This is a genomic window from Lentzea albidocapillata, assembly GCF_000719115.1.
GTDB lineage: Bacteria > Actinomycetota > Actinomycetes > Mycobacteriales > Pseudonocardiaceae > Lentzea > Lentzea albidocapillata.
The window spans coordinates 367,236-389,191 of record NZ_JOEA01000001.1 but is presented as its reverse complement, the minus strand read 5'-3'; the positions used below and the strand labels follow the sequence as shown (position 1 = coordinate 389,191).

Annotated in this window: 21 protein-coding genes; 9 read left to right on the top strand and 12 right to left on the bottom strand. The window is 68.3% G+C overall.

Translation table 11 applies throughout. The annotated features are described in order from the left end of the window. Window positions 1-10: 10 nt before the first annotated feature. Together IG04_RS0102040 and IG04_RS0102035 are read right to left on the bottom strand one after the other, a co-directional pair. Complete coding sequence (locus IG04_RS0102040; RefSeq protein WP_030474766.1) at window positions 11-784, bottom strand: ATP-binding cassette domain-containing protein; 774 nt, start codon at window positions 782-784, stop codon at window positions 11-13. 77 nt (window positions 785-861) lie between these two features. Next, window positions 862-1,986, bottom strand: a complete 1,125-nt coding sequence (locus tag IG04_RS0102035; RefSeq protein WP_030474765.1) for a sugar ABC transporter substrate-binding protein — start codon at window positions 1,984-1,986, stop codon at window positions 862-864. A 246-nt stretch (window positions 1,987-2,232) separates the two neighbouring features. Here IG04_RS0102035 and IG04_RS0102030 point away from each other — a divergent pair, with 246 nt between their 5' ends. Further along, a complete protein-coding gene (locus IG04_RS0102030; protein WP_030474764.1) occupies window positions 2,233-3,021 on the top strand; it encodes a class I SAM-dependent methyltransferase in 789 nt (262 codons plus the stop codon). A gap of 14 nt (window positions 3,022-3,035) precedes the next feature. Here IG04_RS0102030 and IG04_RS0102025 read toward each other — a convergent pair whose 3' ends face one another. After that, entirely contained in the window at window positions 3,036-4,721 is a 1,686-nt protein-coding gene (locus IG04_RS0102025; RefSeq protein ID WP_245816412.1) for a DEAD/DEAH box helicase, read from the bottom strand. Between the two features lie 141 nt (window positions 4,722-4,862). Between IG04_RS0102025 and IG04_RS0102020 the strand changes: the two genes are divergently transcribed. Then, complete coding sequence (locus tag IG04_RS0102020; RefSeq protein WP_051768666.1) at window positions 4,863-5,963, top strand: YihY/virulence factor BrkB family protein; 1,101 nt, start codon at window positions 4,863-4,865, stop codon at window positions 5,961-5,963. Window positions 5,964-6,066: 103 nt separating this feature from the next. On the opposite strand, the gene IG04_RS0102015 is transcribed toward IG04_RS0102020, so the two are convergent. Beyond that, window positions 6,067-6,318, bottom strand: a complete 252-nt coding sequence (locus IG04_RS0102015) for a DUF3039 domain-containing protein (protein ID WP_030474761.1) — start codon at window positions 6,316-6,318, stop codon at window positions 6,067-6,069. Window positions 6,319-6,349: 31 nt separating this feature from the next. Here IG04_RS0102015 and IG04_RS0102010 point away from each other — a divergent pair, with 31 nt between their 5' ends. Both IG04_RS0102010 and IG04_RS0102005 read left to right on the top strand, forming a co-directional pair. After that, entirely contained in the window at window positions 6,350-7,240 is an 891-nt protein-coding gene (locus IG04_RS0102010) for a pseudouridine-5'-phosphate glycosidase (RefSeq protein WP_030474760.1), read from the top strand. Further along, window positions 7,237-8,115, top strand: coding sequence for a carbohydrate kinase family protein (locus tag IG04_RS0102005; RefSeq protein ID WP_030474759.1), 879 nt, complete (start codon window positions 7,237-7,239; stop codon window positions 8,113-8,115). Before IG04_RS0102010 ends, IG04_RS0102005 begins: the two co-directional genes overlap by 4 nt. Window positions 8,116-8,357: 242 nt before the next feature. Here the strand turns inward: IG04_RS0102005 and IG04_RS0102000 are convergent, their stop codons facing one another. Then, the gene (locus IG04_RS0102000) at window positions 8,358-8,696 is read right to left on the bottom strand and encodes a DUF3099 domain-containing protein (protein ID WP_051768697.1); all 339 of its coding nucleotides are present in this window, start codon (window positions 8,694-8,696) and stop codon (window positions 8,358-8,360) included. Between the two features lie 69 nt (window positions 8,697-8,765). Here IG04_RS0102000 and IG04_RS0101995 point away from each other — a divergent pair, with 69 nt between their 5' ends. The 5 genes from IG04_RS0101995 (at window position 8,766) to IG04_RS0101975 (ending at window position 15,349) form a co-directional block, all read left to right on the top strand. Beyond that, on the top strand, window positions 8,766-10,250 hold the full coding sequence (locus IG04_RS0101995; protein ID WP_030474757.1) for a PucR family transcriptional regulator: 1,485 nt from the start codon (window positions 8,766-8,768) through the stop codon (window positions 10,248-10,250). Window positions 10,251-10,278: 28 nt separating this feature from the next. After that, window positions 10,279-11,748: a DUF7782 domain-containing protein gene (locus IG04_RS0101990; RefSeq protein WP_030474756.1), complete on the top strand. Its 1,470-nt coding sequence runs from the start codon at window positions 10,279-10,281 to the stop codon at window positions 11,746-11,748. Continuing rightward, on the top strand, window positions 11,745-12,170 hold the full coding sequence (gene dtd, locus IG04_RS0101985; protein WP_030474755.1) for a D-aminoacyl-tRNA deacylase: 426 nt from the start codon (window positions 11,745-11,747) through the stop codon (window positions 12,168-12,170). The genes IG04_RS0101990 and dtd overlap by 4 nt, the downstream gene beginning before the upstream one ends. Window positions 12,171-12,420: 250 nt before the next feature. Further along, window positions 12,421-13,410, top strand: coding sequence for a sigma-70 family RNA polymerase sigma factor (locus tag IG04_RS0101980; protein ID WP_030474754.1), 990 nt, complete (start codon window positions 12,421-12,423; stop codon window positions 13,408-13,410). A gap of 274 nt (window positions 13,411-13,684) precedes the next feature. Continuing rightward, complete coding sequence (locus IG04_RS0101975) at window positions 13,685-15,349, top strand: fumarate hydratase (protein ID WP_030474753.1); 1,665 nt, start codon at window positions 13,685-13,687, stop codon at window positions 15,347-15,349. A 233-nt stretch (window positions 15,350-15,582) separates the two neighbouring features. Here the strand turns inward: IG04_RS0101975 and IG04_RS44870 are convergent, their stop codons facing one another. From IG04_RS44870 to IG04_RS0101940, 7 genes are all read right to left on the bottom strand, one after another. Further along, the gene (locus tag IG04_RS44870) at window positions 15,583-16,113 is read right to left on the bottom strand and encodes a hypothetical protein (protein ID WP_051768661.1); all 531 of its coding nucleotides are present in this window, start codon (window positions 16,111-16,113) and stop codon (window positions 15,583-15,585) included. A gap of 157 nt (window positions 16,114-16,270) precedes the next feature. After that, on the bottom strand, window positions 16,271-16,741 hold the full coding sequence (locus tag IG04_RS0101965) for a hypothetical protein (RefSeq protein ID WP_030474751.1): 471 nt from the start codon (window positions 16,739-16,741) through the stop codon (window positions 16,271-16,273). A gap of 66 nt (window positions 16,742-16,807) precedes the next feature. Continuing rightward, window positions 16,808-17,938, bottom strand: coding sequence for a hypothetical protein (locus IG04_RS0101960; RefSeq protein WP_030474750.1), 1,131 nt, complete (start codon window positions 17,936-17,938; stop codon window positions 16,808-16,810). After that, entirely contained in the window at window positions 17,932-19,191 is a 1,260-nt protein-coding gene (locus IG04_RS0101955) for a glucarate dehydratase family protein (RefSeq protein WP_030474749.1), read from the bottom strand. Before IG04_RS0101955 ends, IG04_RS0101960 begins: the two co-directional genes overlap by 7 nt. A 13-nt stretch (window positions 19,192-19,204) precedes the next feature. Further along, a complete protein-coding gene (locus tag IG04_RS0101950) occupies window positions 19,205-20,107 on the bottom strand; it encodes a 5-dehydro-4-deoxyglucarate dehydratase (protein WP_030474748.1) in 903 nt (300 codons plus the stop codon). A gap of 8 nt (window positions 20,108-20,115) precedes the next feature. After that, window positions 20,116-20,994, bottom strand: coding sequence for a carbohydrate ABC transporter permease (locus IG04_RS0101945; RefSeq protein ID WP_030474747.1), 879 nt, complete (start codon window positions 20,992-20,994; stop codon window positions 20,116-20,118). Continuing rightward, window positions 20,991-21,881, bottom strand: a complete 891-nt coding sequence (locus IG04_RS0101940; RefSeq protein WP_030474746.1) for a carbohydrate ABC transporter permease — start codon at window positions 21,879-21,881, stop codon at window positions 20,991-20,993. Before IG04_RS0101940 ends, IG04_RS0101945 begins: the two co-directional genes overlap by 4 nt. Between the last annotated feature and the right edge of the window lie 75 nt (window positions 21,882-21,956).

The following is a 21,956-nucleotide window of genomic DNA, read 5'->3' as shown; positions in this document are numbered from 1 at the left end:
TCGGAACTCATCAGATCGTCGCCGCCTCGGGGCGGGCGATGCCCAGGTCACCGGAACGACCGGCGGTGATCAGCTCGACGACCTGGCCGTGCGTGACGTCCTTGGACCCCACGACGGCGGCCATGCGGCCGAGGTAGAGGCACGCGATCTTGTCGGCGACCTCGAAGACGTCGTTCATGTTGTGGCTGATCAGCACGACTCCCAGTCCCTGCTCCGCGAGCCTGCGGACCAGGTCGAGCACCTGGCGCGTCTGCGCGACGCCGAGTGCGGCGGTGGGTTCGTCGAGCAGGACGACCTTGCTGTTCCACAGCACGGCCTTGGCGATCGCGACGGTCTGGCGCTGGCCACCGGACAGCGACGAGACCTGGGTACGCACCGACTTGACCGTGCGCACGGACAGCGACGCGAGGGTCTTGCGCGCCGCCTGCTCCATGTCCGTCTCGTCGAGCAGACCACCCTTGGTGCGCTCACGGCCGAGGAACATGTTCTGGACGATGTCGAGGTTGTCGGCCAGTGCGAGGTCCTGGTAGACGACCTCGATCCCGAGTTCCGCGGCGTCGCGCGGGCCCTTGATGTGCACCGGCTCGCCGGCGAACAGGACCTCGCCCGAGTCGGTCGGGTGAATGCCCGCGATGCACTTGACCAGCGTCGACTTGCCCGCGCCGTTGTCGCCGACGAGGGCGGTGACCTCGCCGGGGTTGACGTCGAGGTCGATGTCGTGCAGGACGTGCACGGGACCGAAGCTCTTGTTGATGCCGCGCAGCTCGAGAATCGGCTCGCTCACTGGGTTTCCTCCGTGGTTACCACGCGGCGAGAGGCGGGGCGCGACAGTCGCGCACCCCGCCCTCGTCGCGAGTGGTCCTACTTGATGCCGAGCTCGGTGCAGATGGCCTGGGTGTCGGCCACACAGATCTCAGAGGCCTTGACGAAGCCCGCGTCGACGACGCTCTTGACCTTGTCCTTGGTGATCAGCTGAGACGTGAGCAGCACGGACTTGACGTCGCGGTTGCCCTTGTCGTCCTTGGTCGTGCCCGACGCCAGCTTGTCGGCACCGGCGGTGTCGCCCTTGGCCAGCAGACCGGCGAGCTTCGCGGCGGCCTCGGCCTCTTCCTTGATCGGCTTGAAGACCGTCATGTACTGGTCACCGCGGAGCACGGCCTGCAGGCCGTCCGGGGTGGCGTCCTGACCGGTGACCGGAACCTTGCCGTTCAGGCCGACCTTCTTCAGGATCGTGATCACAGCGCCGGCGAGGCCGTCGTTCGCGGCGACGACGCCGTCCACCTTGCCGCCGTTACTGGTCAGGATCTGCTCGAAGACCTGGCCACCCTTCTGGTTGTCCCAGTTGTCGATCGGCTGGGACTGGACCAGCTTGAGCTTGCCCGAGTCGTAGAGCGGCTGCAGGACCTTCTTCTGGCCCTGCGCGAAGAGCGTCGCGTTGTTGTCCGTCGGCGCGCCCTCGATCTCGATGACGTTGGCGCCCTGCGGCTTGTCCTTGAGCGCGTCGGCCAGACCCTGGCCCTGCAGCTCGCCGACCTTCACGTTGTCGAACGACACGTAGTAGGACGAGGAGCCGCCGGTGTTCAGGCGGTCGTAGTCGATGACCTGGATGCCCTGGGCCTGCGCCTTCTTGGCGACAGAGGCACCGACCTCGCTGTTGGGCGTGGCGATGATCAGGACCTTGACGCCGGCGTTGATCATGCCGTCGGCCAGGGTGCTGAACTTCTGCACGTCGCCCTGGGCGTTCTGAATGTCGGGGACGAGGCCCTCGGCCTTCAGAGCGGCCTCGAGGAGCGGCTTGTCGAAGCCCTCCCAGCGAGCGGAGGTGGCGGTCTCAGGAAGGATCACGCCGACCTTCGCGCCATTGCCGCTGCCAGAGTTCGTGTCGGTGCTGCCTCCGGTGCCGGAGGACGTGTTGGCGCCGCACGCCGAGACCGCCAGGGCGAGGCCCGCGGTAACGGCGATGGAAGCGAGAGTCTTGCTGCGCATCCGCCATCCCTTTCACTGCGCTGTGTCACAGAGAATGTTGTGGCGCACAACGTATGCCGGACATATGCGTGACCGGAACCACACTGAATCGATTAAGTCGCAACGATGCGGTAACCCTGGCGAAATCTGGTCACCGAGAGTTGTGAGAGCGTTACCACCGCGCTACTGGTTTCAACGGTGATATATCGGATATCGCCCGCGGTGAACGCTCGCCGGTCCCCTCCCGGACACCCCTAGGTTGGGTGCATGACCGTCGACAAGGAAGCCGCCGAAAGGCTGGCGATCTCGTTCGGTGCCGAGGCGGCCCGCTACGACCGCACCCGGCCCGCCTATCCCGGCGCCCTGATCGCGAAGCTCGTCGCCGCCAGTCCGGGACCACGGGTCGCGGAGGTGGGCTGCGGCACCGGTGTCCTGTCGCGGCAGCTCCAGGCGGCCGGGCTGGACGTACTCGGGGTGGAGCACGACGAGCGGATGGCCGAGTTCGCCCGCGCCACGGGGGTCACCGTCGAGGTGGCGAAGTTCGAGACCTGGGATTCGGCCGGCCGGGAGTTCGACGCCGTCGTCGCCGGGCAGTCGTGGCACTGGGTCGACGCCGAGGCAGGCCTGGCGCAGGCGGCGCGGGTGTTGCGGCCCGGCGGCGTGTTCGTGGCGCTCTGGCACGTGTTCGGGACGCCGGAGCCGATCTCCGAGGCCTTCGTCGCGGCCTACGACAAGGTGGCGCCGCAGGTCCCGTACCGCGTCGGTCACTCCTACGACGAGGCGTTCAAGTCGTATCAGGAGGGCTGTGTGCGCACGGCCGACGCGATCGCCCGCACGGGAGAGTTCTCCGACGCCGAGCAGTGGTCAGCCGACTGGGAACAGACCTTCACGACAGCCGAGTTCCTCGACCTCACGCTCACCATGAGCCCGATGGCCCTGCTCAGCTCTGAGCAGATCACCGGGCTCACGTCCGGCATCGGCAGTGCGATCGACGCGATCGGCGGCCGGTTCACCATGCGCTACAGGACGCTCGCCGTCGCCGTCACGCGTAACTGATATATCGGATATCGCTACCAGGACCGCAGGGTCGCGATCCGTTCTTCGAGCTGCTCGATGGTGGCCATCGCGGTCGGCGGCCCACCGCAGTACTCGCGCAGCTGATTGTGGATCTTGCCGTGCGGCTTCTTCGTGCGGTGGTGGTGCATCGCGACAAGGGTGTTGAGCTCCTTGCGCAGCGACGTGAGGCGTTCCTGCACGCCCACGGGCCGTGCCTCGCGCACCGCGACCTCGGGCTTGGGGCGTTTGGCGGCGGTCGCCATCTGCTCCTCCTGCCGCTGCAGCAGCAGGGTGCGCACCTGGTCCGGTTCGAGCAGCCCGGGCAGGCCGAGGTACTCCTGCTCCTCCACGGAGCCCGCGAGGGTCGGGGCGCCGAACGACGAGCCGTCGAAGATCACCTGGTCGAGCTCGGCGGTGGTGCCCAGTGCCGTGAAGGCGCGTTCGTCCTCGCCCGGTTCGTCCTTGACCGCGTTGGCCGCGGCCATCAGCTCGTCGTCCCAGCCGTCCTTCTCGCGGTGCGGCTTGCCCAGGACGTGGTCGCGCTCGGCCTCCAGTTCGGACGCGAGCGCCAGCAGCACCGGCACCGAGGGCAGGAACACCGAGGCGGTCTCGCCGGGCTTCCGGTTGCGCACGAAGCGGCCGATGGCCTGGGCGAAGAACAGCGGGGTCGACGACGACGTCGCGTACACGCCGACGGCGAGCCTCGGCACGTCGACGCCCTCGGACACCATGCGGACGGCGATCATCCAGCGTTCGTTCGTCGCGGCGAACTCGGCGATCTTGCCGGACGCCTTCGGGTCGTCCGAGAGGACGAGCGTGGGGATGTGGCCCGTGACGCGCTGGAGCACCTGCGCGTAGGCCTTCGCGACGGTCTGGTCGGTGGCGATCACCAGGCCGCCCGCGTCGGGCAGGCCGTTCTCGCGCTTCTGCGTGAGTCTTTGATCGGCGGCACGCAGGACGGACGCCACCCAGTCGCCGGCCGGGTCCAGGGCGGTGCGCCACGCCCGCGCGGTCTGTTCCTGCGTCAGCGGCTCGCCCAGGCGCGCGGTGAACTCCTCGCCCGCACTGGTCCGCCACGACGCCTCGCCCGAGTACGCCAGGAAGAGCACGGGCCGCACCACGCCGTCGCGCAGCGCGTCGGAGTACCCGTACGTGTGATCCGCCTTGGACGTCTTGAAGCCGCCGTTGCTCTCCTCGTACTGCACGAACGGGATCGGCGAGTCGTCGGAGCGGAACGGCGTGCCGGTGAGGCACAGACGGCGCACCGCGGGCGTGAACGCCTCACGGATCGCATCACCCCACGACTTGGCATCACCGCCGTGGTGCACCTCGTCGAGCAGCACAAGCGTCTTGCGGTTCTCGGTGCGCACCCGGTGCAGCGTCGGATGGGCGGCGACCTGTGCGTACGTGACGGCCACACCGTGGTAGTCGCGGGAGGTCACCGCGTTGGTGTTGCGGAAGTTCGAGTCGATATGGATGCCCTGCTCGGCAGCCGCCTTCGCCCACTGGTGCTTGAGGTGCTCGGTGGGCGTGACGATCGTGACGGCCTCGATCGTCCTGTCGGCCAGCAACTCGGCGGCAACGCGGAGCCCGAAGGTCGTCTTGCCCGCACCCGGCGTCGCGACGGCGAGGAAGTCCTTGGGTTTGACGGCGAGGTACTTGGTCAGCGCGCGCCGCTGCCATGCCCGCAGCGGTCGCATTGCTGCTGTCGCTGTCACAGACGTGTTTCTCCTCATTTATGCAGGTCAAACATGGCAATACCCTCAGGCAGACCGTGGCCGAGGGCATTACGACCCTACCTGTTCCGGGCGTCGATGCCGCGAAACGTGGCGGTATGCACCATGCTTGTCACTGCGATGGGTTCGCCTTCCGACAACGACGCACGCAGGTCCGGCCGCAAAGGGCCGCTGCGTCTACTCGCGCGCACGCTGTCGAAGGCGTGGCAGGGCAACATCTTCTCAGAAGCGGCCGAAGCCGCGTTCTGGCAGACGCTGTCGTTCCCACCGCTGCTGCTCGGCGTGCTGGGTTCGATGGGCTGGATCGGCACCTGGTTCGGCCCCGAGGTCGTCCTGGCCGTCCAGGGGAAGATCATCGGGTTCACCCGGACGATCTTCAGCGCGGACATCGTCAACGACGTGATCCAGCCGACCGTCGCGGAGATCCTGTCGAGCGGCAAGGGCGAGATCGTCTCCATCGGTTTCCTGATCTCGCTGTGGGCGGGGTCGTCGGCCATGTCGTCGTTCGTCGACGCGATCACGGTCGCCCACGGCCAGTACGGCGTGCGCAACGAGGTGTGGCAACGGTTCTTCGCTTTGCTGCTCTACCTGGTGTCACTGGTGGCGCTGGTGATCGGTCTGCCGGTGCTGGCGCTGGGCCCGGACGTCCTGCCGCAGTTCTTCCCGGCGTCCTGGCAGCCGTACATCACGACGTGGGTCGGCCGGTTCTACTACCCCGGCGTGGCGCTGCTGCTGGTGCTCTCGCTGTCGCTGCTCTACAAGGTCGCGCTGCCACGAAGGCTGCCGTACCACCGCGTGCTGCCCGGCGCGATCCTCGCGATGGCGTTCTTCATCCTGTCGTCCATCGGCCTGCGCCTGTACATCAAGTGGATCACCACCACCGGCTACACCTACGGTGCGCTGGCGACGCCGATCGCGTTCCTGCTGTTCGTGTTCTTCATCGGCCTGGCGATCACGATCGGCGCGTACTTCAACAGCGCCGTCCAGGACATGTGGCCGGCCCGCATGACCCGCCGCCAGCGCCGCCGCTGGCGCAGGCTCGAGATGGAGCGCGCGGCGTCCCGCATCCGTTCCGAGGCCGCCGCGCCCAAGCAGGAGAACAACACGGGTTACTCGGCGCCCTCCCCCGCGGACACGCAGCTGACGATGCCGCTCGAGATCCAGGAGCAGCGGGCGCACGCGGAGGAAGAGAAGCAGCGAGGCTAGTCAGCCGTCACCTCGTAGTTCCCGCTCGGAAATTCTCGAGACAGCAACATCCGCCGCCTCGACTCAGCTCGAGGCGGCGGACGCCGGAAGGGCCTGGGTGTGACTAGTCGCCGTCGCTGCCGGGAGGAAGGTTCTCGTAGATATTCTTGCAGTCCGGGCACACCGGGGAACCGGGCTTCGGCGACCGCGTGACCGGGAAGACCTCGCCACACAGCGCGACCACGTGCGTGCCCATCACGGCGCTCTCGGCGATCTTCGCCTTGCGCACGTAGTGGAACATCTTCGGCGTGTCGTCCGAAGACTGGTCGGTCTCATCCGGCCGTACGTCGACCTCGGGAAGAGTCTGGGTGCTCACCCGCCCAGGGTACCTGGGATGATGTCCCCTCGTGACCACGCTGCACATCGCCGATGAAGTTGCCACCGCACTGGCCGAGAACCGGCCCGTCGTCGCTCTCGAGAGCACCATCCTGTCCCACGGCCTGCCCGCGCCACGCAATCTGACGGTCGCCGCACGCCTGGAGAAGGTGGTGCGGGAGGCCGGCGCGGTCCCCGCGACGATCGCCGTGCTCGACGGCGTACCGCGCATCGGTCTCTCCTCGTCCGAGCTCGACCGCGTCTGCAACGCGGGCGACCTCGTGAAACTCTCGCTGCGCGACCTCGGCCCCGCCTACGCCCTGGGCCGCAGCGGTGCGACGACCGTGGCCTCCACGACGGCCCTGGCCCACCAGGCGGGCATCCGCGTCTTCGGGACCGGCGGTCTCGGCGGCGTGCACCGCGGCGCGCGCGAGACGTGGGACGTGTCCGCCGACCTCGACGTGGTGGCGACGACGCCGGTGCTCATCGTCTGCTCGGGCGTGAAGTCGATCCTGGACATGGGCGCGACCCTGGAGGTCTTCGAGACCCGCTCGGTGCCGGTTGTCGGCTACCGGACCTCGCGCTTCCCTGCCTTCTACCGCCGCGAGTCGGAGTTCGACCTGTCGTGGCGGGTCGACACCGCCGCCGAGGCCGCGGCCGTGTTCGCGGCCGGTGGTCGCGGCATGGTCCTGGCCAACCCGATCCCCGCCGCCTTCGAGATGGACTCCGCGCTGCACGACCGCCTGCTCGCCGAGGGCCTGCAGAAGCTCGTCGACCAGGACGTGCGCGGCAAGGACGTCACCCCCGTCCTGCTGGAGCACTTCCACACCGCGAGCGCCGGCGTCAGCCTCGACGCCAACGAGGAACTCGTCGTCAGCAACGTCTCCGTGGCCGCCGCCGTCGCCGTCGAGCTGTTCCAGTGAGGCCGGTGGTCGTGGTCGGTGACGCGGGCCTCGACGTGGTGGCCCGCCACGCCGGCCCCATCGCCCACGGCGGCGACGTCCGCGCCAAGGTGACCATCGAGCCGGGCGGCGCCGGCGCCAACACGGCGGTCTGGCTCGCGGCCTGCGGCGCCTCGCCGGTCCTGGTGGCCCGCGTGGGCGCCGACTCGGCAGGCCGCCAGGTCCACTCCGAACTGACCACGGCAGGCGTCCAGTGCGCCTTCGCGGTCGACCAGGACCTGGCCACCTGCTGCGTGGTCGTCCTGGTCGACGAGGACGGCCAGCGCTCGATGCTCCCCGACCGCGGCGCGAACGCCCGCTTCTCCCCCGCCGACCTCGCCCCGGGCCTGCTCGCCGAGCCCCACGGCCACCTGCACCTCTCCGGCTACGTGCTGCTCGACGCCACCTCACGTCCCGCCGGCCTGGCCGTGCTCGAGGCCGCCCGCGCCGCCGGCTGGACGACGTCCGTGGACCCCCAGGCGGCCGTCCTGATCCACTCGCCCGAGGCGTTCCTGGCGGACGTGCGCGGCGTCGACTTCCTGCTCCCCAACGCCGACGAACTCCTCGCCCTCACCGGCTCCTCGGAACCGTCGTCGGCGAAGTCGCTGCTCTCCCACGTCGGTGCCGTAGTGGTGACCTCGGGCCCCGAAGGGGCCACGTGGGTCGATGCCGACGAGCTGATCTCAGTTCCCGCTGAAGTCACCGAGTGCATCGACTCGACGGGCGCCGGTGACGCGTTCGACGCGGGCTTCCTCGCGGCTTGGCTGTCCGGTGCGTCGAAGCGCGACGCTCTTCTTGGCGGCATCCGCGCGGGCTCTCGGGCGGTCAGTGTCGTGGGCGCCCAACCGCCCCGTTAGGTCTTTGGCTCAACCGATATATCAGTTCGAACTGATATATCGGTTGCCCCCAGTCGCCCCGCACCCCTCGCCGTCCTGGTCAAAGGCTCAAGACCAGCTCGCCACTCGCCCGCACCAGGTTCGGCAGTGCTGCTCCGCCCCACCGGATGCAAAAAACGTTTGCGGACGAAGTCAAAAGACTCATTGCAATGACGCGAACGGCGTCGGGCCGCTGTCCGATTCGTGCGGGTTCGGCGGGTGGGTCAGCCGTCGATGACGGTGGTGTTCTTCGGGGCGATGGCGCGGCGCTCGACCTCGTAGCGGTTGGCCTTCTCGGCCTTGCGCGGCGGCCGGTCGTTCGCGATCAGCACGGCCATCCACGGCAGCGGCACGGACAGCACGATGAAGAACAGGGCCAGCCACCAGATGTGGGCGAACAGCGCCGCGAGGATGAGGCACGGGAAGCGCAGGCTCATCATGATCGCGTACTTCCGGCGCCGGGCGGCGTGCTGCTCTTCGTAGGAGGGAGCCGCCTCGGTGATCAACACCGGGGTGTCGGTCCGGTCGGGACTGCTCACGACACCACCTCGTCCAACTTCCATCGGCTGCGCGTCCATAGTCCCACGTCCGAGTGACGCCAGGGACGCCCGGTTGGCGGTTAACATCCGCGGGTGGTCGCCCTTGATCGCCTCGTGGACGTGCTCGGCAGCCTCGGCACGCATCTGGCCTGCGCGCCGAGGGGACGTGACGCCGAACTCCGTGGGGTTGCCCTCCATGATCCGGCGGAAAACACGCCGGCGGCCGCGGGTGACGTGCTTCTCGGGCTGGGTACGCCGTCGGTCGCGGCGGCGGTGCGGCTCGTGTCTTCCACGGTGGCGTCCGCGGTGGTTCTGCACGGCAAGCCGCCGCTCGACGAGCGGGTGGTCGCCGCGGCCAGGAAGTCCGGTGCCGCCGTGTTGCTCGTGGATCCGTCTGTGCCGTGGAGTCAGCTCGCGAACGTCACGCAGACGCTGGTCAACGGCGGTACGCGGACCGGGGACCTGTTCGGGCTGGCCGACGTGATCGCGGGAGTGGTGGGCGGGCCGGTGACGATCGAGGACCAGCAGTCCCGCGTGCTCGCGTACTCCTACCGGCAGGAGGATGTCGACCCCGTGCGCGTGCAGACCATCCTCGGGCGGCGGGTGCCGGAGGAGGCCCGGCGGGCGCTGGACGAGTTCGGCGTGTTCACGCACCTCGCGTCGTCGGACGAGCCGATCTTCGTGCCCAAGCTGACCCCCCAGCTGGGCAACCGGCTCGTCGCCGCGGTGCGGGCGGGTCGTGAGCTGCTGGGGTCCGTGTGGGTCGAGGTGACGGGGCCGGTGGACGCTGCTCGGAGTGCCGCGTTGGTCGACGGCGCGCGCACGGCGGCGTTGCACCTGTTGCGGTCGCGAGCGTCGACGGACCTCGAACGGCAGGCCGAGGCCGATCTGGTGATCAGGCTGCTCGACCAGCCCGAGTCCGCCGACGTCGCGCGCCTCGGGCTGCCGTCCGCCGATCTGCGGGTGATCGCGGTGCAGGCCCACGCGGGTGAGGGTGAGCACGGCGCGGCGGTGCTCGCGTTTCAGCGGGCCACGGCCGGCTTCGGCTGGTCGCGGCCAGGGCGCAGCGCGTTGTTCGGCAACGTCCTCTACACCATCATCCCGGCCGCCGACGACGCTGTCGCGTGGGTGCGCTCGCTGGTGCGCGAACTGCCCGCCGAGGCGACGGTGCTGGCAGGCATCGGGGGGCCGGCCGAGGCGACGCAGCTGCCCACGTCACGGCAGGAGGCGGATGAATGCCTCGCGCTTTCCACCGGTGTACCGGTTGTATACGACGACGCGTGGGCGCAGGTCCTGCTGCACCGGCTCGCCGCCGTCGCCGAGGCCGGACGACTGCCGACCCGTGGACCGATATCCAATATATTGCGACACGACGCCGAGTACGGGACGCAGTACGCGACGACGTTGAGGGCGTGGCTGACGGCTCAGGGGGACGTGCGGGCGGCGGCCAGGGAGCTCAACGTGCACCCGAACACGTTGCGGTATCGCATGCAGAAGATGTCCGAGGTGACCCCACTCCCCCTCGACGATCCCGACCAGCGTCTCGCGATGGCCATCGCCCTCCAGATCACGCGCTGAATCACGGGGCGTGAAAGCATCTCCACCCGTGCACCCCGATCTTTCCGTTGAACTGTGCGCCCGTTTGCGCGAGGCCTTCCTGAACACCGGCTACACGGCGGACGGCGTCGTCGAGGCGCTCGGCCTGCAGGCCCACGCCGCGCTCGGCCGCGGCGAGCCAGAGCCGGCCCGCCGCGCGAGCAAGGACGCCGGGTCGCTCGGCACGCTGATCCGGATGTTCCTGCTCGGCGACCACGAGCCCGAGCAGGACGTCCGCAAGGCGCTGGACGGTGTCGACATCGACGACGCCGTCAAGAACGAGATCCTGTCCCCCGTTCCCAGTGCGAACAGCCTGAAGGCCGGGCTCGACGTCAGGCCGTACGAGGACAACTGGTGGGTGGTCGCCGACCTCGACTCCGACCTGCGCGGCAGCGCCGTCCCCGAGGACCACGTGCTCGGCGTCGGCCACGCGTCCATCAGCCTGGCCCGCGCGACCAAGCGCACGCCCGTCGGCACGTTGCTCGATCTCGGTACCGGCTGCGGCGTCCAGGCGTTGCACGCCGCCACGCACGCTCAAAAGATCACCGCGACCGACCTGTCCGAGCGCGCGCTGAGGCTCGCGAAGGGCACGTTCCGCATGAACGAGCTCAACGTGGAGACGCTGCAGGGCGAGTGGTTCGGGCCGGTCCGCAACCGGCGGTTCGACCAGGTCGTGTGCAACCCGCCGTTCGTCGTAGGCCCGCCGCGGGTGGACTTCGTCTACCGCGACTCCGGTCTCGGTGGCGACGACGCGTCGGCGCTGGTCATCCGGCAGCTGCCCGCCTTCCTCAACGAGGGCGGCGTCGGCCAGCTGCTCGCGTCGTGGGTGCACCGCAAGGGCGAGGACTGGGAGGAGCGCGTCTCCGGCTGGCTCCCGCGTGGCGGCATCGACGCGTGGTTCGTGCAGCGCGACATCGCCGAGCCCGCCCTGTACGTCGGCACGTGGCTCAGGGACGCGGGCGTCGACCCGCGTAGCCCCGAGGGCCGGCAGAAGGCCGCGGCGTGGCTGGACTGGTTCGAGCAGAACGACGTCCAGGGCGTCGGCTTCGGTTACGTGACGCTGCGGCGCACCGACGAGATGCACTCCCAGGTCATCTGCGAAGACCTGCGCCACGCCTATGACGACCCGCTGGGCCCGGAGGCGGCGCGCTGGCTCGACAACATCGCGTGGCTGCGCGCGAACCCCGATCTGCTGAGCCGGCGGTTCCGGGTCGCCGACACCGTGCTGCTCGAAGAGGTGTCCGAGCCGGGCGACGAGGGCTGGCGCAAGGTCGTCGCCCGGCTGCACCGCACCGACGGGCCCGGCTGGCAGCACGAGGTCGACGAGGCGACCGCCAAGCTCATCGCCGGATGCAACGGCGCTCTGCCGCTGGAGGACCTGCTCGCACTGCTCGAGTTCGCTTACGGAGAAATCGATGCAGAAGCGGCCTTGCCGATCGTTCGTGATCTCATCCGGCACGGAATGTTGATTCCCGCGTGAAAGCAGTTGTGGCGCGCGTCACAGAAGCGAGTGTCGAAGTCGAAGGCGAGATCGTGGGCGCGATCGGCGAGCCCGGATTGCTGGTGCTGCTCGGCGTCCACCACGACGACACGGCCGAGCACGCCCGCAAAATGGCGCAGAAGCTGCATGGTCTGCGCATCCTCGACGACGAGCAGTCGTGCGAGTCGACCGGTGCTCCGCTGCTGGTCGTCAGCCAGTTCACCCTCTACGGGGACACGCGCAAGGGCCGCCGTCCGTCCTGGACGGCGGCCGCCCGGCCCGAGCATGCGGAACCGTTGGTGAACACCGTCGTGCAGGAACTACGCCAAAAGGGCGCTCGCGTCGAAACAGGACGATTCAGAGCGGAGATGAAGGTACGGAGCGTGAACGACGGTCCGTTCACGGTGATCGTCGACCTCTGACTAAACGGTTCTCAGGCAATCCTCAGATTAGTCGCGCAACCGCTGTGACTGCGGTGACGTCTTCAGGTCATGGAAGTCGGGAACGAATTCGGAATCGTCTTCGTTACCCAGGTATCAGCCAGCTAGCGATGGGATCCCGAGCGGGCCCGCCGCAACCGGCAACCAGGGCGCAGCGCCGCGCCGCCTTGACCGCCACGCGCGACTGTCCTGACCGACAGCAGCGTCGCCCGCACCAGGGGGAGGGAGATCCATGACCGTCACGAGGATCTCCGACCGTGAAGTCGGAGAGAACACGCCCGCCGTCGTCGAGCACGAACTCGACGCGCAGGGACCAGCAGCCGACCTCGTTCGAGTCTACCTGAACGGAATCGGCAAGACCGCGCTCCTCACCGCCGAAGAGGAGGTGGAGCTCGCCAAGCGCATCGAGGCAGGTGTGTTCGCGCAGCACGTCCTGGACACGGCCAAGCGCCTCACCCCCACCCGTCGCGACGAGATGGGACAGCTCGTCCGCGACGGCCGCCGCGCCAAGGACCACCTGCTCAAGGCCAACCTGCGCCTCGTCGTGTCGCTGGCCAAGCGCTACACCGGCCGCGGCATGCCGCTGCTGGACCTGATCCAGGAAGGTAACCTGGGCCTGATCCGCGCGGTCGAGAAGTTCGACTACACCAAGGGCTTCAAGTTCTCGACCTACGCGACGTGGTGGATCCGCCAGGCGATCACCCGCGGCATGGCCGACCAGGGCCGCACCATCCGCCTCCCCGTCCACCTCGTCGAGCAGGTGAACAAGCTCGCGCGGATCAAGCGCGACCTGCACCAGACGCTCGGCCGCGAGGCGACGAACGAGGAACTCGCGAAGGAAGCGGGCCTCAAGGCCGACAAGGTCGCTGACCTGCTCGACCACGCTCGTGACCCGGTATCGCTCGACATGCCGGTCGGCACGGAGGAGGACGCTCCCCTCGGTGACTTCATCGAGGACTCGGACGCGACCGACGCCGAGAGCGCCGTCATCTCCGGGCTGCTGCAGGACGACCTGCGCCGCGTTCTCGCGACGCTGGAGCCGCGCGAGCAGGCCGTGATCCGGCTGCGCTACGGCCTGGAGGACGGCCAGCCGCGCACGCTCGACCAGATCGGCAAGCGCTTCGGGTTGTCGCGCGAGCGGGTCCGTCAGATCGAGCGCGAGGTCATGTCGAAGCTCCGCCAGGGCGAACGCGCCGCGAAGCTGCGGGCCTACGCCTCGTAGGCCGGAGTCGTCACGGTCGGGTTTCACCTGTCCGGCAGTATTGACTTGTGACTCAACTCACGGCACGGTCGGGCGTTACCAGAGCCACGCGACGCCCGTCGTGAGTCGGGTTTCGCACGCGAAGGAAGGTCGGGACGGCCGGGGGCCGCCCCGGCCTTCCGCGTCTACGGCCCTTGCCAGGAACACGGGTAGTGAAGAACACGGTGGACGGGGACCAGTACGTCCCTTTGATGGCGGTACGGTTTTCTGATCCGAACTGCACACCGTTGGAGTTGTGTACCCCGTGCCCACCACATTCGAGTACACCGACGTCCTCCCGCTCGCGAAGGACACCGAGACCGAGTACCGCCTCGTCACGTCCGACGGGGTCAAGCTCATCGAGGCCGGTGACCGCAAGTTCCTGGAGATCGCTCCCGAGACGCTGACGCTGCTCGCGAAGGAGGCGATCCGGGACATCCAGCACCTGCTGCGCCCGTCGCACCTCGCCCAGCTGCGCAAGATCATCGACGACCCGGAGGCCTCCGGCAACGACCGCTTCGTCGCCATGGACCTGCTGCGCAACGCCGCCATCTCGTCCGGCGGTGTGCTGCCGATGTGCCAGGACACCGGCACGGCGATCATCATGGGCAAGCGTTCGGAGACCGTCCTGACCGGCGGCGACGACGAACAGGCCCTGGCCCGCGGCGTCTACGAGGCTTACCAGGAGCTCAATCTGCGCTACTCGCAGATGGCCCCGGTGACGTTCTGGGACGAGAAGAACACCGGCACGAACCTGCCCGCGCAGATCGAGCTTTTCCACAAGCCCGGCCAGGAGCCCGTGTACGAGTTCCTGTTCATGGCCAAGGGCGGCGGCAGCGCGAACAAGACGTTCCTCTACCAGGAGACGAAGGCGGTGCTGAACCCGAAGCGCCTCGCGTCGTTCCTGGACGAGAAGCTGCGTTCGCTCGGCACGGCGGCGTGCCCGCCGTATCACCTCGCGGTCGTCGTCGGCGGCCTGTCCGCCGAGCAGAACCTCAAGGTCGCGAAGCTCGCCTCAGCCCGCTACCTCGACACCCTGCCGACCGAGGGTTCACCGGCGGGCCACGCGTTCCGCGACACGGACCTCGAGCAGCAGGTCCTCGAACTCACCCGCAACTTCGGCATCGGCGCCCAGTTCGGCGGCAAGTACTTCTGCCACGACGTGCGCGTCATCCGTCTCCCCCGCCACGGCGCGTCCCTCCCGGTCGGCATCGCGGTCTCGTGCTCGGCAGACCGCCAGACCAAGGCGCGCATCACGGCCGAGGGCGTGTTCCTGGAGCAGATGGAGCGCGACCCGGCACGGTTCCTGCCCGAGATCGAGGGCGAGGACCTGTCCGACGAGGTCGTCCAGATCGACCTCACCCGCCCCATGCCGGAGATCCGCGACATCCTCACCAAGCTCCCGGTGAAGACCCGGGTCTCCCTGACCGGCCCGCTGGTCGTGGCACGCGACATCGCGCACGCCAAGATCAAGGAACGCCTCGACGCCGGCGAGGAGATGCCGCAGTACCTCAAGGACCACCCGGTCTACTACGCCGGCCCGGCCAAGACACCCGAGGGCTACGCCTCCGGTTCGTTCGGGCCGACCACCGCCGGCCGCATGGACTCCTACGTGGAGCAGTTCCAGGCCGCGGGCGGCTCGCTGGTGATGCTCGCCAAGGGCAACCGCTCCAAGCAGGTGACCAACGCCTGCTCGTCGCACGGCGGCTTCTACCTGGGCTCGATCGGTGGCCCGGCGGCGCGGCTGGCGCAGGACTGCATCCGCAAGGTCGAGGTGCTCGAGTACCCCGAACTGGGTATGGAGGCGGTGTGGAAGATCGAGGTCGAGGACTTCCCGGCCTTCGTCGTGGTCGATGACAAGGGCAACGACTTCTTCGCGGAGACGTCGACGCCGACCCTGCAGGTCAGTTTCCGCCGTTAGACCCCTTCACCAAGCCGTCCAGGTCTCGCCCGCCATCGGCGGGGCCTGGGCGGCTTCGTGGCATCCATCGTCCAGAGTCAGCCATACCTCCGCGCCGGGGATCCGGGAGGCGAGCCAGCGGTTGCGCGAGGCCGGGCAACAGGGCGGCGCACGCGAGGGCGTGTGGTGCGCCGCCGGAGTGTCCGGCCACCGCGACCTTCAAGACGCCGAGCGAATCGGCGATATGCGATCTATCAGCCCATTTCCTCGCGGGCCTCGAGGACCAGGCGGCGGTTGCCGAGGGGGGCGTCCAGGCGGACCGTCAGTGGCACCTGACGGATCTCCTGGGTGCACATGGTGCCCGCGGGCTGCTTGGTGATCGTGACCAGCGTGACCTGGACGACGTCGGCGGACTGGCCGGTGACCTCGGCGCGGGCCTCCTTGCATCCGCCGCCAACGCCGAAGACCTCGAGGTCACGGCCGTCGCCGAAGACGTAGGCCTCGTCGCGGTAGGTGTCTGACAACGATGTCGTGTCGACCTTGTCCTTCGCCACGGGCGTGACGTTGGGCGGGACGACCGGCTTGTCCTCCGAGATCGAGACCGGAGGCTGGACGGGCGCGGTGGGGTTCGCGCCGGACGAGCCGGGGGTGCCGCTCGAGCCGGGCGCGGTGGTGCCCGCAGGCGTGGTACCCGACGATCCGGAGCCTGGCGCGCTCGATTGCGTGCCGGACGAACAGCCGGCGAGCACGACGGCGAGAGCAACGGCAGCGACGGCGTTTCTCATGCGCACCATCCTCGCAAACCGGGACAAGAAGTCCCTGTTAAATGTCCTGCGACCTGTCCGGTCGAATGTTCTCGGACGAGCCACCGGAAGTAGCTCCGGAAGTAGAGATGCCCGGCCGGCGGGGCAGATGCCGACCGGGCACCGTGGGGAGGAAGGTCTACTTCTGTTCCTGCCGCGACGTCAGCACGACCGTGCGCTCACCAAGGGGCTCGGACAGCTGCACCGTCAACGGAGGGAAGCGGATGTCCATAGTGCACATCTCCTTGGTCAGCGGCAGCGTCTCGAGCAGTTCGATCTTCACGGTGGAAGCGTTCTGCTCCAGCACGGACGCGCTCGCCTTGCCACATCCGCCCTCTTGGGCCACGACTCCGACGGTCTTCCCGTCACCCTGCGTCCACGCGGTGCGCGGCTGATCCGGCGGCAGCGCGTTGGCGTCGAGCTTCGTCACGGGTTTGCCGTCCGGCGGCACTTCTCCGGGGGCGACGTTCGGGGGCACCTCGGAGGTCGAGGTGGCGGTCGGCAACTCCTGACCGCCACCTGCTCCGGCGCCCGCGTTCTGCGCGCTGCCACAGGCCGAGATGACCAGCAGCAGGACGCCAGTGCCAACTACGGTTCCTATGTGCCTCATGTGAAGAGGACGGAACCGCGCTCACAACGGGTTGCAGCAACTTCTCTCAGGGACTTCTCTTCACAGTTAGCGGCTGACGGCGGTTACAGCCTCTCGCAAAGCTTCCAACCGTGCCGCGGACGCGAGACCACCGTGGTAGAGGTGGAACTCCTCCACGCCGGCGTCCAGGTACGCGAGCCACTCCTTCGACAACGCCGCACCGTCGGCCGGTTTCGGCGGCAACCCCAGCACGTACGCGGCGATCCGCGTGTCCGGGGCGGCAGCACGAAGGGCCTCGATGCCGGGAACAGCGATCTCCGGGCCGGGCCAGCACATCGTCGTCAGTACATCGACGTCGGCGTCGACACCACCGGCCACGGTCGCGAACGGCCCGGTGCCCCAAGGGTCCGCCGTCACGTGCATGCCGACCCGGATCGAGGGCGCGGCAGCGCGAATCTCCGACACCAGCCTCTGCCGCAACGACCGCACCACGCCGGTGCGCACCGCTTGAACGTCTTCCGCGAGCGCGCCCAGCGCCTCCTCGACGCTGGACGCCCCGCGATCGACCCCGGCCCGGACCGCTTCACGCAGGGCATCCGGGTCGGCGTACAGGGCGGTGCAGGCAGAGCAGAAGCACAGCGACAACAGCTTCTGCTGCACCGCGTTCCAGTCCGTGCCGTCGGTCTTCTCGTGGTGCCCGCCGTGGAAGAACCCCAGCGGCCCGCAGGCCTCCAGGATGATCCCGTCCGGCGCGCCGAGCTCCAGCACCTCGGACACCAGCACCGACGTGTACTCGACGACGTCGGGCTGCGCGGTGCACAACGCGTACGGGTAGCGATCCCCGAACGCGTTCACCACGGTCACATCGGGGTGGAGGTCACCGAGGCGCGAGTTGTGCGTCAGCACGGTCCACGCGTACACCGGCAGACCGGCGGCACGGACCAGAGCCGCCGCGGCACCGAACGAGTCCGAACCGTCCACCCAGGACGGTTCGGCGGGCACCAGGCGCCCGTAGTTCGACTCACGCACCGGCAGGTAGAACGCCGCGTGCCGCGCATCGACCATCCGATGCGACGGATGAAGCGGCGTCGCGGCCCGCACGGTGTGATACGACGCCGCGAGGGCGATCGCGTCGACCCCGAGGTCCTGATACCGCGCGACGGCGTCAGGGTCTCCGATCAGGTCCCACGGATAGGCGTGGACAACCGACTTCACCACCGGGGGCGCTTCCTTTCGTAACTCGGGTCGAACTTCTGCATGTAGCCCGTGTCGTCGCGAGCCGTGATGCCGCAACGAACGTAGTTCTCGGCCATGCGTGCCAACGCGTCACGATCCAGCGACACACCGAGTCCCGGCGTCACGGGAACCTGCAACGCTCCATCCACAAAGAACAGCACACCCGGTTCCACGACCTCGTCCTGAGCGTTCCAGGGGTAGTGCGTGTCGCAGGCGTAGTTCAGGTTCGGCGTCGCCGCGGCCAGGTGCGTCATCGCGGCCAGCGAGATGCCGAGGTGCGAGTTCGAGTGCATCGACAGGCCGATGCCGAACGTCTGGCAGATCATCCCCAGCTGACGCGACCGCTGCAGTCCGCCCCAGTAGTGGTGGTCGGACAGCAGCACCTGCACGGCGTCCTGTTCCACGGACGGCTTGAGGTGCTCGAACGCGACCACGCACATGTTGGTGGCCAACGGCATCGGTGCCTTCGCGGCCACCTCCGCCATCCCGGAGATCTCCGGCGTCGGATCCTCCAGGTACTCCAGGACGCCGTCGAGCTCCGCCGCGACCTTCAGCGACGTCGCCGTCGACCAGGCCGCATTCGGATCCAGCCGCAGCGGGCGGTCCGGGAACGCCTCGCGCAGAGCGCGGATCGCCTCGATCTCCTGCTCCGGAGGGAAGACACCGCCCTTGAGCTTGATCGACCCGAAGCCGTACCGCTCGATCATCTTGGCGGCCTGGGCCACGATGCCGGCGGGGTCGACAGCCTCGCCCCACTCGTCCGGCTCGGCGCCGGGGTGCCCGTCCCACTTGTAGAACAGGTAGGCCGAGTACGGCACGGCGGAACGGACCGCGCCGCCCAGCAGGTCGTGCACCGGGCGTCCCAGCGCCTTGCCCTGGATGTCCAGGCACGCGACCTCGAACGGCGAGTACACGCGGTCGACGGTGCTCTCCGCCGTGATCTTGCCGGTCAGGCCGTGCTTGTCCGGCCCCGCCTTGCCGCCGAGCACGGCGGCGACCCGCGCGTGCATCTCGTTCAACGCGAAGACGTCAAGGCCGATCAAAGTGTCCACAACGGACCGTGAGCGCTCCAGGTGCCCGAGGTCGCCGTAGGTCTCCCCCAGTCCCGAAATACCTTCGTCGGTGTGCACCTCGACGATCGTGCGCAGCGCCCACGGCTCGTGCACGCCGGCCGAGTTGAGCAGCGGCGGGTCCCGGAACGCGATCGGTGTCAGGACAATCTCGGTGATCTTCATTCCGAACGCCCTCTCAGCTCAGCAGGGCCTTGCCCGCGGCGATGATCTTGTCGAGAGCGGCCACGTGCTCGTCGAGCGGGTCGATCAACGGCGGCCGCACGCCGCCGACCTCGAGACCGTTCGCGCGCACCGCGGCCTTCACCAGGGAGACCGCGTAGCCGGGAACCTTGTCGCGCAGCTCGACCAGTGGCTTGTAGAACTCGAAGAGGAACCGGTTCACGAGCTCGGTGTCGCCGGACTGCACGGCGTTGTAGAAGCCGAGCGAGATCTCCGGCGCGAAGCAGAACACCGCCGACGAGTAGAGCTCGACGCCGATGGCCCGGTACGCGAGCTGCGTCATCTCCGCGGTCGGCAGGCCGTTGAAGAACTGGAACGGCTTGTCAACGTTGGCACGGACGGACAGCACGATCCGCTGCATCTGGTCGAGGTCGCCGAGGCCGTCCTTCAGGCCCACGACGTTCGGGATGCGCGCGACCTCGATCGCGGTCTCCGGCGTGAACCGCGCGTTGTTGCGCTGGTACACGATGATCGGCAGTTCGGTGGCACCGGCGACCTCGGCCACGTACCGCAGGAGACCGGCGGCCGGGTTGGACACCAGGTACGGCGGCAGCAGCAGGATGCCGTTGGCACCGGCGCGTTCCGCCGCCTGCACGAACTGCTTGGTCGCCGCGACCGAACCGCCCGCTCCGGCGAACACCGGCACCTTGCCCGCGGTCGCCTCGACCGCGACCGCCACCGCGCGCTCGAACTCGCCCAGTTCCAACGCGTGGAACTCGCCCGTGCCGCAGGCGGCGAACACCGCGCCCGGCCCGGCGGAGACACCGTGCTTGACGTGCTCGGCGAGCACGTCGTACGCGATGTTCCCCTCGCTGTCGAACGGAGTCACCGGAAAGAACAGCACACCATCGAGTTGCATAACCAGACTCATCCCTTGATCGCTCCGGTGGTGATCCCACGCAGGAAGGACTTCTGCAGCGACAGGTACACGACCAAGCTCGGTACCAGCGCCAGCAACGCACCGGCCAGCACGATGCCCGTTCCGACCATGTCGTCGGATCGAAGCGCGAGGAGTGCGACCGTGAGCGTGTAATCGGAGGGGTCAGCGGCGACGATCAGGGGGAGCAGGTACTGCTCCCAAATCATGTTGAAGCCGAACACGGCGATGACGCCGAGCGCGGGCTTGCACAGCGGGAGAATGATCTGCGCGAAGAGGCGCAGCTCTCCGGCACCGTCCACTTTGGCCGCCTCCTCCAGTTCGTTGGGGATCTCCTTCATGAACTCCGTCATGACGAAGATGGAGAAACCCCAAGCCCCCAACGGGAGGATGACGCCGAGCAGGGTGCCCTTGAGACTCACGTGCACCAGAGGCAGGTCTCCGATCACCAGCGACAGCGGGATCGCGATGACCTCCTCAGGCAACATCATCGTGGCGAGAATGACCAACAGGGCGATGGCCTGACCGCGGAACTTCTTGCGCGCCAACGCGTATGCGGCGAAAACGCTCACCGACAGCTGCAGCAGCAGCGCACCACCGGCGATGATCAACGAGTTCATCAGGTAGTGCCAGATCTTGTTCTCCGCCGCGACCTGGAAGTTGATCAGCGACGGGTTCTCCGGGATCACCGACAGCTTGGTCGGGTCCGGGTTGTGGTCGAACGCGCCGGAGAAGATGACCAGCAGTGGACCACAGAAAAGGATTACAGCGAGGGCGCTGAAAAGGAACCGGATGCCCCTGCTGACCCACGCGTCCGGGCGGGCGGACCAGCCGATGGCACTGTCGAAGCGACTTGAGTTGACGCTCATCGCGCCTCCTTCCACCGGCGGTACCACTGCACGCTGACCGTCAAAATCAAGGTAACCAGGAACAAGAGCACGGAACCAGCGGATGCGAGTCCGGCTTCGGACTGCTCGAACGCCGTGGTGTAGACGCGGGTCATCCACACGTCGGTCGACCCGGCGGGACCACCGCCGGTGAGCACGTACACCTCGGTGAAGACGCGCAGGCCGCGGATCGCCGCCAGCGTCAGCAGGATCGTGATGACGGGCCGCAGCGCGGGAAGCGTGACGTTCCAGATCCGCTGCCGCGTCGTGGCGCCGTCGATCGCGGCGGCCTCGTACTGCTGGCGGTCGATGCCCGCGAGCCCGGCGAGGATCAGCACCATGTCGTACGGCGCGTGCTTCCAGATGCTGACGAACATGACCGACACCAGCGAGGTGTCCGTGCTGTGGATGTACTCCCAGGGCCCGAGGCCGACCCACGAGATGAGCTCGTTGAGGAAGCCTTCGGGCGCCGGGTAGAAGAACAACCGCCAGATCTCACCGATGACCGCGGTGGCCGCCACGACGGGCAGGAACACCGCGGACCGCACGAACCACAACGACTTGGTGTGGCCTTCCAGCAGCAACGCCAGGAAGAAGCCGATCACCATCGCGCCGACCGTCTGACCGCCGGCCAGCACGAGGGTGTGCCAGCTGGCGGTCAGGAACTTCTCGTCCTGCAGGATCGTCGCGTAGTTCTTGAAGCCGACGAAGATGTCGCCGAGGAACGGCCGGACCTCGAACAGCGAGAGCCGGATGCCCTCTGCCATCGGGATGAACTTGAAGACCAGGAAGATCAGCGCGGCGGGGAAGAGAAAGAGCCACGGGATGAAAGTGGCTCCCGTGAGGCGACGCCGGCGGCGTCGCCTCACGGGGTGGGTTTCGACGGCACCGCCGCCACTAGCCGTCGAGCCCACGTCTTGGGTGTCGCCGAGTGATTGAACAGC